This window comes from Actinosynnema pretiosum (genome assembly GCF_024171695.1).
In the GTDB taxonomy this organism is placed as follows: Bacteria; Actinomycetota; Actinomycetes; order Mycobacteriales; family Pseudonocardiaceae; genus Actinosynnema; species Actinosynnema pretiosum.
Map to the genome: position 1 here is coordinate 44,770 of NZ_JAMTCF010000005.1, position 15,614 is coordinate 60,383.

Annotated in this window: 1 protein-coding gene; it reads left to right on the forward strand. The window is 75.9% G+C overall.

What is annotated here, in order from left to right:
• Positions 1-15: 15 nt before the first annotated feature.
• Entirely contained in the window at positions 16-15,609 is a 15,594-nt protein-coding gene (locus tag LV78_RS11565; RefSeq protein ID WP_253844985.1) for a type I polyketide synthase, read from the forward strand.
• Positions 15,610-15,614 lie beyond the last annotated feature (5 nt).

A 15,614-nucleotide genomic window follows, 5' to 3' on the forward strand; every position in this document is an offset into this window, starting at 1 on the left:
AGTGGCGACACACCCATGACCAACGACGAGAAGCTGCTCGCCTACCTCAAGCGCGTCTCGGGCGAACTGCACGCGACGCGGCAGCGGTTGCGCGAGGTCGAGACGCGGGACGCCGAGCCGATCGCGATCGTCGGCATGGGCTGCCGGTTCCCCGGCGGTGTCACCACGCCGGAACAGCTGTGGCGGCTGGTGACCGGTGGGGTCGACGCGGTGGGCGAGTTCCCGCAGGACCGGGGCTGGGACATCGCAGGGCTCTTCGACCCGGACCCCGACGCCGAGGGGAAGACCTACCTCACCCGAGGCGCCTTCCTCGACGACGCGGCGGGGTTCGAGCCGGACTTCTTCGGCATCAGCCCGCGCGAGGCGCTCGCGATGGACCCGCAGCAGCGGTTGCTGCTCGAAACCTCCTGGGAGGCGCTGGAGCGGTCCGGGGTGGCGCCCGGCGCCCTGCGGGGCGCGCGCGTCGGCGTCTTCGCGGGCACGAACGGGCAGGACTACAAGGACCTGCTCGCCCGGATGCCGAGCGACCGCGAGGCGGCGCTCGGGACCGGTGTGCTCGCCGCGGTGCTCTCCGGCCGCATCTCCTACGCCCTCGGGCTCGAAGGCCCGGCTGTCACGGTCGACACCGCGTGCTCGTCCGCGCTCGTCGCGGTGCACCTCGCCATCCAGGCGCTGCGGGCGAAGGAGTGCGCGCTCGCGCTCGCGGGCGGCGCGACGGTCATGGCGACGCCGAACGCCTTCATCGCGTTCAGCCGCCAGCGCGGGCTGGCGGCGGACGGCCGGTGCAAGGCCTTCTCCGACGCCGCGGACGGCACGGGGTGGGGCGAGGGCGCCGGGATGCTCGTGCTCGAACGGCTCTCCGACGCGCGCCGCAACGGCCACGAGGTGCTGGCCGTCGTGCGCGGCAGCGCAGTGAACCAGGACGGCGCCTCGAACGGGCTCACCGCCCCGAACGGACCGTCGCAGCAGCGGGTCATCCGGGCGGCGCTGGACTCGGCCAGGCTCACCCCCGCCGACGTGGACCTGGTCGAGGCGCACGGCACCGGCACCACGCTCGGCGACCCGATCGAAGCCCAGTCCCTGCAGGCGACGTACGGCGCGGAGCACACCCGCGACACCCCGCTGTTCCTCGGCTCGGTCAAGACCAACATCGGGCACACCCAGGCCGCCGCGGGCGTCGCCGGGATCATCAAGGTCGTCATGGCGCTGCGGCACCACACCCTGCCCAAGACGCTGCACGGCGGGAACCCGACGTCCACAGTGGACTGGAGCGGCGGCGAGATCCGACTGCTGAACGAGAACCGGCCGTGGCCGGAGGCAGGCCGCCCCCGGCGGGCCGCCGTCTCCTCGTTCGGCGCCAGCGGCACCAACGCGCACACCATCATCGAGGAAGCCCCGGTCGCGGAGCCCGTGGGCGACGAGGAGGAGCAGGCGGGCCGCCTCGCGCCGCCGGTCGTGCCGTGGGTGCTGTCGGGCCGCACGTGGGCGGCGGTCCGCGCGCAGGCCGAGGGGCTGGTCGAGCACGCCCGCGACCTGGACCCGCTGGACGTCGCCTGGTCGCTCGCCGGGACGCGCACCGCCCAGCAGCACCGGGCGGTGGTGCTGGGCGCGGACCGCGACGCGCTGCTGGCCGCCGTCACGCGCGTCGCCGAAGGCGGACCCGCCGCCGCGGCGGGCCGCGTCCGGAGAGGGCAGACCGCGTACCTGTTCACCGGGCAGGGCTCCCAGCGGCCCGGCATGGGGCGGGAGCTGCACGCGGGCTTCCCGGTCTTCGCGACGGCCCTCGACGAGCTGTGCGCGCGCTTCGCGCAGGAGGACGCGGCGCTGTCCGGATTGCGCGACACCATGTTCGGCGCCGACCCCGAACCGCTCAACCGCACCTCGGTGACGCAGGCCGCGCTGTTCGCCTTCGAGGTCGCGCTGTACCGGCTGGTCGAGTCCTGGGGCATGGCCCCGGACTACGTCGGCGGCCACTCGATCGGCGAACTGGCCGCGGCGCACGTCGCCGGGGTGCTCGACCTGGACGACGCCGTCCGGCTGGTGGCCGCGCGCGGCAGGCTCATGCAGGCCCTGCCCGAGGGCGGCGCCATGGTGTCGTTGCGCGCAGGCGAGAGCGAGGTGCTGCCGCTGCTCGGCGGAACCGGCGGACGGGTGGGCGTCGCGGCCGTCAACGGACCGAGGTCCGTGGTGGTCTCGGGTGACGCCGACGCCGTGGGATCGGTCGCCGCGCGGTTCGAGAAGAGCAAGCGGCTGCGCGTGTCCCACGCCTTCCACTCGCCGCTCATGGAGCCGATGCTGGCCGAATTCCGCGAGGTCGCCGCCACGCTGACCTACCGGCGCGCCAGGATTCCCGTCGTCTCCAACGTCACCGGCGCGCTCGCCGGGCACGAGGAGCCGGCCGCACCGGACTACTGGGTGCGCCACGTGCGCGAGGCGGTGCGCTTCCACGACGGCGTGCGCGCCCTGCGCGACGCGGGCGTCACCCGCTTCCTGGAGATCGGGCCGGACGCGGTGCTCACCGCGATGGCGCGCGAGTGCCTGGTCGCCGAGGACGGCGCCGAGTCGGACGTGGTGCTCGTCGCGACGGCTCGCCGCGAGCGCGGCGAGGCCGAGACGCTGCTGACCGCCGCGGCCGGGTTGCACGTCACCGGCGCCGGTCCGGAGTGGACGGAGCTGGTGCGCGGCGCACGCCCGGTCGACCTGCCGCCGACGGTGTTCCAGCGCGACCGGTTCTGGCCGGAGACGACCGGGGACGCGGGGGCGACGGGCTCGGTCGCCGCGTTCGGCGTCGACGCGGCCGAGCACCCGCTGCTGGGCGCGGTGACCGTGGTCGCCGGTTCGGGCGGGGTGGTGCTCACCGGCAGGCTCTCCACCCGCACGCACCCGTGGCTCGCCGATCACGTCGTGGGCGGCGCGGTGGTGCTGCCCGGCACCGCGATGGTGGAGCTGGCCGTCCGCGCGGGCGACCAGGTCGGTGCGCGGAGCGTCGAGGAGCTGACGCTGGAGGTGCCCCTGGTGCTCCCAGCCGACGGGGCCGTGCGCATCCAGGTCGTCGTCGAGGCGGGGCAGGACGATCTCCGGGAAGTCGCGGTGTACGCGCGCCCCGAGCAGGGCGCGCCGGACGAGCCCTGGACGCTGCACGCGTCGGGTCTGCTCGGCTCCGGGCGGCCTGAGCTGCCCGCCGGGCTGGACGTCTGGCCGCCCGAGGACGCCGAACCGCTCGACGTGACCGGCCTCTACGAGCGGCTGGCCGAGTCCGGGCTGGACTACGGCCCCGCGTTCCGCGCGCTCACGGCGGCGTGGCGCGGTGCGACCGGCGAGGTGTACGCCGAGGTCCGCCTCCCGGACGGCCCGGCGGCCGACGCGGGCCGGTTCGGCCTGCACCCGGCCGCGTTCGACGCCGCGCTGCACTCCCTCGCGCTGCTCGGCGGAGGCGCCGGGGGTGGCGACACAGCGGGCCGAGGCGCCACAGGAGGCGGCACCGGGGGCGGTGACGGCGCGCGGCTGCCGTTCCTGTTCACCGGGGTCGCGCTGCACGCCGCGGGCGCGGCGGTGCTGCGCGCGCGGCTGCTGCCGCTGTCCGACGGCGAGTTCGCGGTGGAGCTGGCCGACAGCGAGGGCGCACCCGTCGCCACCGCGGCCTCGCTCGTCTCGCGGCCCCTGGCGAACCTGCGCCGGGAGCACGACACGACCGCCGACGCGCTGCACACCCTCGCCTGGCAGCCGGTGGCGCTCGGCGAGACCGGCGGTTCCGGCGGTTCCGGCTACCGAGTGCTGATGACGAAGCCCGGCGCCACGGCCGAGGCGGTCCGCGCGGCGACGCACGCCGCGCTGGCCGCGCTCCAGGAGGACGACGCCCGGCCGCTCGCGGTCGTGACGCGCGGCGCGGTCGACCACACCGGCGCCGGAGGCGTGACCGACCTGGCGGGCGCCTCGGTGTGGGGCCTGGTGCGCTCCGCCCAGTCCGAGCAGCCGGACCGGTTCCTGCTGGTCGACCTCGAACCCGGCGCCGCCGACAACCTCGCCGCGCTCGTCCCGGCGGCTCTCGCCTCCGGCGAACCGCAGCTCGCCGTCCGGGACGGCCGGACGTACGCGGCCCGCCTCCTGCGCGCGAACCGCGCCTCGGGCGAGGACCGGTTCGCGTTCGACCCCGAAGGCACCGTGCTGCTCACCGGCGCCACCGGCGGCCTCGGCCCGGTGCTCGCCAGGCACCTCGTCACCGTGCACGGCGTGCGGCACCTGCTGCTGGTCAGCCGGAGCGGCGCGGGCGAGGAGCTGGTGGCGGAGCTGACCGGTCTCGGCGCGGTGGTGACGAGCGCCGCCTGCGACGTGGCGGACCGCGCCGCGCTCGCCGCCGTGCTCGCCGCCGTGCCCGCCGGGCGCCCGCTCACCGCCGTCGTGCACGCGGCAGGCGTGCTCGACGACGGCGTCGTGGACTCGCTGACCCCGCAACGGCTCGACACCGTGCTGGGGCCGAAGGCGCTCGGCGCGCTGCACCTGCACGAACTGGCGGGCGAGGTCTCGGCGTTCGTGCTGTTCTCCTCGATCGCAGGCACCGTTGGCGCGCCGGGCCAGGGCAACTACGCCGCGGCGAACGCCCTCCTCGACGCCCTCGCCGCCCACCGCGTCGCGAGCGGTTCGCCCGCGCTGTCACTCGCGTGGGGCCCCTGGGCGCCCACCGGCGGGATGACGAGCGCGCTGGAGGCGGCCGACCACGCGAGGATCGCGCGCGGAGGCATGAGGCCGCTGGCGGAAGAAGAAGGCGTGGCGCTGTTCGACCGCGCCCTGCGCGCCGAGGGGCCCGCGCTCGCACCGGTGCGGCTCGCCCTCGCCGCGCTGCGCGCGCAGGGCGAGGCGCTCGCCCCCGTGTTCCGCTCGCTCGTCGGGCGGACCGAACGCCGCAGGGCCGCCTCGGGCGAGTCGGGAACGACCTTCGCCGACCGCGTCGCCGCCCTCGGCGACGAGGAACGAGCAGAGGCGCTGCTGAAGCTCGTGCGCACGCACGTCGCCTCGGTGCTGGGGCACGCCTCACCCGAGGGGATCGAGGCCGACCGCGCGTTCAACGACCTCGGCTTCGACTCGCTCGCCGCGATCGAGCTGCGCAACGCGCTCATCCAGGAGACGGGGCTGCGCCTACCGGCGACGCTCGTGTTCGACCACCCCTCGTCCGAGGTGCTCAGCGCCTACCTCGGCGCCCTCGTCACCGGCGGAGGGCGCGAGCGTCGCGCACGCGTCTCCACCGCGCCCGAGGACGAGCCGCTCGCGATCGTCGGCATGGCCTGCCGCTACCCCGGCGGCGCCACCTCGCCCGAGGAGCTGTGGCGCCTGGTGCGCGACGCCTCCGACGCGATCACCCCGTTCCCCCGCAACCGGGGCTGGGACGTCGACCGCGTCCTCGACCCGACCGGTCAGCGTCCAGGGACCAGCTACGTCGGCGAAGGCGGCTTCCTGCACGAGGCAGGCGAGTTCGACGCGGCGTTCTTCGGCATCAGCCCCAACGAGGCCCAGGTGATGGACCCGCAGCAGCGGTTGCTGCTCCAGGCCTCCTGGGAGGCGCTGGAAGCGGCGGGCATCGACCCGCAGTCCCTCAAGGGCAGCCGCACGGGCGTGTTCGCCGGTGTGCAGTACCACGACTACCTCGGCAGCTTCGGCACCGGCAGCATCATCTCCGGTCGGATCTCCTACACCCTCGGGTTGGAGGGGCCGAGCCTGTCCGTGGACACCGCGTGCTCCTCCTCGCTGGTGGCGCTGCACCTCGCGGGGCAGGCGCTGCGGCAGGGCGAGTGCGGGCTGGCGCTCGTCGGCGGTGTCGCGGTGATGGCGACGCCGGACACGTTCGTGGAGTTCAGCAGGCAGGGCGCGCTCGCCGCCGACGCCCGCACCCACGCCTTCGCCGACTCCGCGTCCGGCACGGTGTGGGGAGAGGGCGTCGGCGTGCTGGTCGTGGAACGGCTCTCCGAAGCCCGCCGCAACGGCCACGAGGTCCTCGCCCTGGTCCGGGGGACCGCGGTGAACTCGGACGGCGCCTCCAACGGCCTGACCGCGCCGAACGGACCGTCGCAGGAGCGCGTCATCCTGGACGCGCTGGCGAACGCGCGCCTCTCGCCCGCCGACGTGGACGTGGTGGAGGCGCACGGCACGGGCACGACGCTGGGCGACCCGATCGAGGCGCAGGCGCTGCTCGCCACCTACGGGCAGGAACGCGGCGAGCACGGCGAACCGCTGTGGCTCGGCTCGATCAAGTCGAACATCGGGCACACCCAGGCAGCCGCCGGTGTCGCCGGTGTCATCAAGATGGTGCAGGCGCTGCGCCACGGCGTCATGCCGAAGACCCTGCACGTCGACGCCCCCTCGACCAAGGTGGACTGGGAGGCGGGCGAGGTGCGGCTGCTGACCGAGGCGAGGGAGTGGACCGCGCTGCCCCGTCCGCGCCGCGCCGCGATCTCCTCGTTCGGGATCAGCGGCACCAACGCGCACGTCATCGTCGAGCAGGCGCCCGCCTCGCCCGCCGAGCACGCCGCCTGCGGCGGAGCGCGGCTGCCCTGGCTGCTCTCCGCGAAGACGCCCGACGCGCTCGCGGGCCAGGCGACCGCCCTGCGCGACCACCTGATCGCGAACCAGGGGCTCGGCACGCCGGAAGTCGGCTGGTCGCTCGCCCACGGCAGGGCGCGCTTCGCGCAGCGCGCGTCCATCACCGGCACCGACGAGGAACGGCGCGAGGCCCTGGACGCGCTCGCGGCGGGCGGCGCCCACGCCGCGCTCACCTCCGCCACCTCGGCGGGCAAGGCCAAGCCGGTGTTCGTCTTCCCCGGCCAGGGGTCGCAGTGGCGGGGCATGGCCACCGAGCTGATCGACTCCTCACCGGTGTTCGCCGCGCGCATGGCCGAGTGCGCGGCAGCGTTGAAGCCGCACGCCGACTGGGACTTCGACTCCGAGCTGTCCGGCGCGCTGGACCGCGTGGACGTGGTTCAGCCGCTGCTGTGGGCGGTGATGGTGTCGCTGGCGCACACCTGGCAGGCGGCGGGCGTGACCCCTGCGGCCTTCATCGGCCACTCGCAGGGGGAGATCGCCGCCGCGTGCGCCTCTGGCGCTCTGTCGCTGGCCGACGGAGCCCGCGTCGTGGCGTTGCGGTCGCGCGCCATCGCGGAGGTGCTCGCGGGCACCGGCGGCATGATGTCGGTCGGCGCCGGGGTGGACGACGTCCGCGAGCGCCTCGGCGCCCAGGGTGGAAGGCTGTCGGTCGCCGCCGTCAACGGCGCCGCCTCGACCGTGGTGTCCGGCGACGGCGACGCGCTCGACGAGCTGTACGAGCAGCTGGTGGCGGACGGCGTCCGGGCGAAGCGGCTCCCGGTGGACTACGCCTCGCACAGCGCGCACGTCGAGTCGCTGTGCGAACGCCTCGCTGGGGTGCTCGACGGCCTGCGGCCGAGTTCGACCGGCGTGCCGTTCTACTCGACGGTGACCGGCGAGCCGATCGACACCGCCACGATGGACGCCGACTACTGGTACGCGAACCTGCGCGGCACCGTCCTGTTCGAACAGGCCGTGCGCGCGGCGATCGACGCCGGGCACACGCTCTTCGTGGAGGCGAGCCCGCACCCGGTCCTCACCGTCGGGATCCAGGAGACCGATGCCGAGGTGGCCGCCGTCGGCTCGCTGCGCCGTGACGACGGCGGCCTCGACCGGGTCCTCGCCTCGTTCGGCGAGGCGTTCGCGCACGGCGCCGCCGTGGACTGGGCCGCCGTCGCCGACGGTCACAGCGGGCGCCCGAAGCGGGTGCCGCTGCCCGGCTACGCGTTCCAGCGCGAGTGGTACTGGCTCGACAGCACCGCCGCAGGCGCCGACGTGACCTCGCTCGGCCTCGCGCCCACGGAGCACTCCGTGCTCGGCGCGGCGGTCATGCGCGCCGACGAGGACAGCGCCGTGTTCACGGGACGGCTCTCGCCCGCGCTGCAACCGTGGCTCAACGACCACCGCGTCGCGGGCAGGCTGCTGTTCCCCGGCACCGGGCACCTGGAGATCGTCCTGCGCGCGGGAGAGCAGGTCGGCGCCGGTGACGTCGTCGAGCTGACCCTCGGCGCCCCGCTGGTGGTGCCCGACGCGGGCGCGGTCCAGCTGCAGGTGGTGGTCGGCGCCGCGGACCCGGACAACGGCACGCGCGAGGTCGGCGTCTACTCGCGGTCCGCGAGCCGCGACGACGAGGCGAGCTGGACCCGGCACGCCGAAGGCGTCCTCGCCCCGACCGGCACGCTGCCCGCCGTCCAGGGCGGGAACCTGGCCGCCTGGCCGCCCGCGAACGCGGAACCGCTTCCGCTCGCGGGGTTCTACGACGAACTCGCCGAGATCGGCCTGGGCTACGGACCGCTGTTCCGCGGCCTGCGCGCCGCGTGGCGCACGGCGGACGGCCTCTGCGCGGACCTGGTGCTCGACGGTCGCGGCGCCACCGCCGACGGGTTCGGCCTGCACCCCGCGCTGTCCGACGCGGCACTGCACACCGTGGCGCTCGCGGGCGAGGTGCTCGGCGGCTCCGGCCCGATGCTGCCGTTCGCGTGGTCCGGCGCGCGCCTGCACGCCACCGGCGCGACGGCCCTGCGCGCGCTGATCCGCCCGCTCGGCGAAGGCGCGGTCTCACTGGTGCTCGCCGATCCCGAGGGCGACGTCGTGGCGACGGTCGAGTCGCTGACGCTGCGACCGCTGCGCACCGACGCGCTCGACGCAGCCGAGCAGGCCGGTGCGAACGGCGCACTGCACAGCGTCGGCTGGACGCCCGTTGCCGTGCCGGACGCGACCGGAGAACCCGTTGCGGCGGTCCTGCGGGCGGCGGCGGGCAGCAGCGCGGACGAAGCCCGCGCCGAGGTGAACCGGGTGTGCGCCCCGCTGCGGGACGCCCTCGCCTCGGACGGTCTGCTGGCGGTCGTGACCGGGACCGACCCCGCAGGCGCCGCGGTCGCAGGGTTCGTCCGCTCGGCGCAGTCGGAGAACCCCGGCCGCGTGCTGCTCGTGGAGAGCGACGACGCGGACGTGGCGGAGGACCGGATCGCCCAGGCCGTCGCGATCGGGGAGCCGCACGTGCGGCTGCGGGACGGCGCGTGGTTCGTGCCCCGGTTGACCAGGACCACGACCGAGGACACCGAGCAGGCGGCGTTCGCGGAGGGGACCGTGCTGCTCACCGGCGCCACCGGCGCGCTGGGCACGGCGATCGCGCGCCACCTGGTCGCCACGCGGGGCGTCCGGAACCTCCTGCTGCTCAGCAGGCGCGGCGCCGCGCCGGAGTTCGTCGACGAGTTGGCCTCGCACGGCGCCGAGGTGACGTCGGTCGCCTGCGACGTCGCCGACCGCGCCGCGCTCGCCGCCGTGCTGGCGGGCCTGCCCCCGGAGCGCCCGCTGGTCGCGGTGGTCCACGCGGCGGGCGTGCTCGCGGACGGCGTGCTCGACTCGATGACGCCGGAGCGCGTGGACGCGGTGTTCCGGCCCAAGGTCGACGCCGCCTGGAACCTCCACGAACTGACGGCGGACGGCGCGCTGACGGAGTTCGTCGTGTTCTCCTCGTCGGCGGCCACCCTCGGATCGCCGGGACAGGCCAACTACGCGGCGGCGAACAGCTACCTCGACGCGCTCGTGCGGCACCGGCGCGGACTCGGCCTGCCCGCGCGCTCCCTCGCCTGGGGCCTGTGGGACCGGTCGGGCGGCATGACCGGCGCGCTCGACGAGGCCGACCGCTCGCGCATCGCGCGCGGCGGCGTCGCGCCCCTGTCCACGGCGGACGGTCTGGCGCTGTTCGACGCCGCGCTGCGCGCGGGCGAACCCGTCGTGCTCCCCGTCAGGTTCGAGCTGGCGGCGCTGCGCGCCCAGGGCGAGTACCTGGCGCCGCTGTTCCGAGGCCTCGTTCCGGTCCGCCGCGTCGCGGCGGGCAGGGCGAGCGCGGCCGGTGCGGGCGGGCTGCGCGAACGGCTCGCCGCGATGGCCGAGCCGGACCGCGAGCCACTGCTGGTCGACCTGGTGCGCGAGCACGTGGCGGCCATCCTCGGCTACCGGTCGGCGCAGGAGGTCGACCGCGCGCTGGCGTTCCGCGAACTCGGCTTCGACTCCCTGGCGTCGGTGGAACTGCGCAACGGCCTGTCCAAGGCGACGGGCCTGCGGCTGCCCGCGACGCTCGTGTTCGACCACCCGACCCCCGCCGCGCTCGGGAGGTACCTGCTGGACGAGTTCGCGGGCACGATCGCCGCGGCGGCGGTGAGCGCGCCGCGCCCGCAGGGGAGCGGGGCCTCGGACGAGCCGATCGCCGTCATCGGCATCGGGTGCAGGCTCCCCGGTGGGATCGGCTCCCCCGAGGACCTGTGGCGGGTCGTCGCCGAAGGCCGTGACGTGGTGGGCGAGTTCCCCGAGGACCGGGGCTGGGACATCGCGAACCTGTACGACCCCACCCTCGACCGGCCGGGCACGAGCTACACGAAGCACGGCTCGTTCCTCCGGGGCGCCGCCGACTTCGACCCCGGCTTCTTCGGCATGGACGACGAGGAGGCGCTCGGCACCGACCCCCAGCAGCGGTTGCTGCTGGAGACCTCGTGGGAGGCGCTCGAACGCGCGTCGATCGACCCCGCGACCCTGCGCGGCTCCGACACCGGCGTGTTCGCGGGCGTGATGTACCACGACTACGTCGGCAGCGCGGGCTCCGGCAGCGTGGTGTCCGGCCGCGTGGCGTACGAGCTGGGGCTCGAAGGGCCGACCCTGTCGATCGACACCGCGTGCTCGTCGTCGCTCGTCGCGCTGCACCTCGCCGCGCAGTCGTTGCGGCAGGGCGACTGCGCGCTGGCGCTGGCCGGTGGCGTGACCGTCATGGCGACGCCGGGGACCTTCGTGGAGTTCAGCAAGCACCGGGGGCTCTCGCGGGACGGCCGGTGCAGGCCGTTCGCCGACGGCGCCGACGGCACCGGTTTCGGCGAGGGCTCCGGCGTGCTCGTCCTCGAACGGCTCTCCGACGCCCGGCGCAACGGCAGGCGCGTCCTGGCCGTCGTGCGGGGCAGCGCGGTCAACTCCGACGGCGCGTCCAACGGCATCACCGCCCCCAACGGGCCCGCGCAGCAGCGTGTGATCCGCAGGGCGCTCCAGGCCGCCGGACTCGCACCGTCCGACGTGGACGTCGTGGAGGCGCACGGCACGGGCACGACGCTGGGCGACCCGATCGAGGCGCAGGCCCTGCAGGCCACCTACGGCGCGGGCCGGGCCGAGGACGCGCCGCTGTGGCTGGGATCGGTGAAGTCCAACCTCGGCCACACGCAGGCCGCGGCGGGCGTCGCCGGGGTGATCAAGATGATCGAGGCGATGCGCGCCGGGACGATGCCCGCCAGCCTCGGCGTCGACGCGCCCTCCCGGCACGTGGAGTGGGAGGGCGGCAACGTCCGGCTGCTCACCGAGTCGCGCCCGTGGCCCGCGACCGACCGCCCCCGCCGCGCCGGTGTGTCCTCGTTCGGCATCTCGGGCACCAACGCGCACGTGATCATCGAATCCGCCCCGCAGGACGAGGCGCGGGCGCCCGAACCGGCCGCACCGGACACCGGTGTCGTCCCGTGGCTGCTGTCCGGCCACACACCGGAGGCGTTGCGCGCGCAGGCCGCCCGGCTGCTGGACCACCTCGCCCGAGGCCCCGAGAAGCCGATCGAGGCGCTCGCGGGCGCGCTGGCGAGCGCCCGGACCAGGCTGCGCCACCGCGCCGCCGTGCTCGGCGGCACCCTTGAAGAGCTGACCGGCGGGCTGCGCGAGGTCGTCGAGGGCCGGTCGCCGCGCACCGGCGCGTCGGGCGTCGCCACCGAGGGCAAGCTCGCCTTCCTGTTCTCCGGACAGGGGTCGCAGCGAACGGGCATGGGCAGGCGGCTCGCCGAGGTGTTCCCCGGTTACGCCGAAGCCCTCGCCGAGGTCCGCGCGCACCTCGACCCGCTGCTCGAACGGCCGCTGGACGACGTGCTCGACGACGCCGCCGCGCTGGACCGCACCGGGTTCACGCAGCCCGCGCTCTTCGCGCACCAGGTGGCGTTGTTCCGGCTGCTCGCCGCGCTCGGCGTCCGGCCGGAAGCCGTCGCGGGGCACTCGGTCGGCGAGTTCGCCGCCGCGCACGTCGCGGGTGTGCTCGACCTGCCCGACGCGTGCCGCCTCGTCGCCGCGCGCGGCAGGCTCATGCAGGAGCTGCCCGAGGGCGGCGTGATGATCGCGATCAAGGCCACCGAGGCCGAGGTGGCGCCGCTGCTGACCCCGGACGTGAGCATCGCCGCGGTCAACGGTCCGTCGTCGGTGGTCGTGGCGGGCCCCGGTGAACCGGTGCGGGCGATCGCGGCGCGGTTCGACCGCGTGCGGGAGCTGAAGGTGAGCCACGCGTTCCACTCACCCCTGATGGACCCGGTGCTCGCCGAGTTCCGCGAGGTCGCCGAATCGGTGCGCTTCGCGGCGCCGCGCATCGCGTTCGTCTCCAGCCTGACCGGGACGGCGGTCACCGGCGACGACCTGGCCTCACCCGAGTACTGGGTGCGCCACGCGCGCGAAGCGGTGCGGTTCGCCGACGCGGTGGCCGCGCTGCACGACGCGGGGGTGCGCCGGTTCGCCGAGGTCGGCAGCGGCAGCACCCTCACCTCGGCCGCGCTCGAGTGCCTGCCGGAGGACGGCAGCGCGGTCGTCCCCCTGCTGCGCAAGGACTCCGACGAGGCCGCGTCGCTGGTGTCCGCGCTCGCCGCCCTGCACGTGCGCGGCGCCGCCGTCGACTGGACGGCGCTGCTGCCGCACCGCGACGGCGCGAGCCTGCCGACGTACGCCTTCCAACACCGGCGGTTCTGGCTCACCAGCGGCGCCACGTCCTCGTCCGGGGGCGGACACCCGCTGCTGGGCGCCCCCGTCGACCTGGCGGGCAGCGAGGGCGTGGTCCACGCGGCACGGCTGTCGCTGGCCGAGCAGCCGTGGCTCGCCGAGCACGCCGTGGGCGGTGTGCCACTGCTCGCGGGCGCGGCGTTCGTGGAACTGGCGCTGGCCGCGGGCGCCGGGCTCGGCTGCGCGCGGATCGACGAGCTGCTGGTCATCGAGCCCCTGGTCCTGCCGGACCACGCGGCGGTGCGGGTGCAGTGCGCCGTGGGGGAGCCCGACGACGCCGGACGTCGTGAGTTCCGCTGCTACGCGGCGGTCGGGAGCGAGCCGTGGACGCTGCACGCGTCCGGCCTGCTGCGGCCCGCGCGCGGGGAGACGGCCGACCTCGGCGCGTGGCCTCCGCCGGACGCGGAACCCGTCGCGCTCGATGGCGCGTACGAACGCCTCGCCGAGCTGGGCGCGGACTACGGTCCCCGCTTCCAGGGCCTGCGCTCGGCCTGGCGGCGCGGCGAGGACGTCTACGCCGAGGTGGAGGTGCCGCGCGAGCCCGCCGCCCCGGAGCCGTTCCTGCTGTACCCGGCGCTGCTGGACGCGGTCCTGCACGGCATCGGCCTCCGCTCCGGCGAGGAGCCGGAGCGGATCCGGCTGCCGTTCGCGTGGAACGGCGTGGAACTGGCCGCGCGGGGAGCGACCGCGCTGCGCGTCAGGATCAGCCCGAGCGGCGGCGACGCCGTGCGGGTCGTGGCCGTCGACGCGACCGGCCGCCTGGTGCTCACCGTGGACTCCCTCACCCTGCGCGAGATCCGGCCCGAGCAGTTCGCCGCAGCCGCGTCCGGCGGGCACGAGCACCTGTTCCAGCTCGCGTGGACCCCGCTCGCCGTGCCGTCCGCTCCGAGCGCCGGACGCTGGGCCGTGCTCGGTCAGGGCGCCGTGCCCGACTCGCGGTGCGAGGAGGCCGCGAGCGCGCTCCGGGGGGCCGTCGCCGAGGTGGTCCCCGCCGGGGACCTCCGCGAGCTGGACAGCACGACGGACGCGCTCGTCGTGCTCGCCGAGCCCGGCGGCGACGATCCGGGCTCCACGCGCGCCGCCCTCGAACGGCTGCTCGACCTGGTGCGGGAATGGCTCGGGGACGACCGGTTCGCCGACATGACGCTCGTGGTGGTCACGCACGGCGCGGCGGGGCCGGACCCGACCGACCCCGGCCAGGCGGCGGCGTGGGGGCTGCTCCGCTCGGCGCAGACGGAGAACCCCGGCCGCGTCGTGCTCGCGGACCTCGGAGTCCCCGACGCCGCGAGGAGTTCCTGGCCGGCGCTGCCCGGCGCCGTGGCGTCCGGCGAACCGCAGTTCGTCGTGCGCGACGGCCACGTCGCCGTCCCCCGGCTCGTGCGCGCCCCGAGGCGGGACGCGGACCCGGCCGACTGGTCCGGGGGTGTGCTGGTCACCGGTGGCACGGGTGCGCTCGGCGCCGCCGTCGCACGGCACCTGGTCGCCGCGCACGGCGCCGAGCGGCTCGTGCTGGTGAGCCGCAGCGGTCCCGACGCCCCCGGAGCGCTCGTGCTGCGGGACGAACTGGCCGGAGCGGGCGCCGAGGTGACCGTCGTCGCCTGCGACACCGCGGATCGCGCGGAGCTGGCCGGTGTGCTCGACGAGCACCCCGTGTCCTCCGTCGTGCACACCGCGGGTGTGCTGGCCGACGCCGTGCTGACCTCCCTGACCGCCGAACGGCTGAGCGAGGTCCTGCGCCCGAAGCTGGACGCGGCCTGGCACCTGCACGAGCTGACCCGTGACCGGGGCCTGAAGCGGTTCGTGCTGTTCTCCTCGGCGGCGGGTCTGCTCGGCAGCCCCGGACAGGCCGGGTACGCGGCGGGCAACGCCTTCCTCGACGCACTCGCCGAACACCGCCGCGCGCTCGGGCTCCCCGCCGTGTCCCTCGCCTGGGGACCGTGGAAGGGCGCGGGAATGGCCGCCTCGCTGGACGACGGCGACGCCGACCGGATGGCCAGGGGTGGTGTGCTCCCGCTCGCCGGGGACGCCGCGCTCGCGCTGTTCGACACCGCGACGGCGGGGGAGGCGGGGGAAGCGGCGCTGCTGCTCGCCGCCGCGCTCGACACCTCCGCCCCGCGCGACGCCGCTCACGTGGCCCCGCTGCTGCGCGGGCTCGTCAGGGCGCCGAAGCAGCAGGCGGCGGCGTCCGGGTCCGGTGCGGCGGCGGCGTTGCGGCGCGAGCTGGCGGTCCTGGACGAGGAGGGCCGCGCGGAACGGCTGCTGCGGCTCGTCGAGGACGAGGTGCGGCACGCGCTCGACGTCGAGCGGGTCGAGGAGGGACTGTCGTTCAAGGACCTCGGATTCGACTCGCTCAGCGCCGTCGAGTTCCGCAACCACCTCAACGAGGCCACCGGCCTGCGGCTGCCCGCGACGCTCGTCTTCGACTACCCGAACCCGGACGCGCTGACCGCGCACCTCGCGGCGCAGCTCACGCAGGCGATGCCCGCTCCGCGTGGCGGTGACGGCGCCGAAGCGGACATCCGGGCGACGCTCGCGTCGATCCCGGTCGGCGCGCTCCGCGAGGCCGGTCTGCTCGACACCCTGCTCGCGCTCGCCGAGCCCCGTCCCGCCGCCGCCGGGACGAACGCCCCGCCCGCGGCCGACGCCGGGACGAACGCCCCGCCCGCGGCCGACGCGCTGGACGATCTCGACACCGAAGCCCTCATCAGTCTCGCCCTCGGCGAGACCGGCGACGACCTCGTCGGCGGAGGGCTGTGACATGG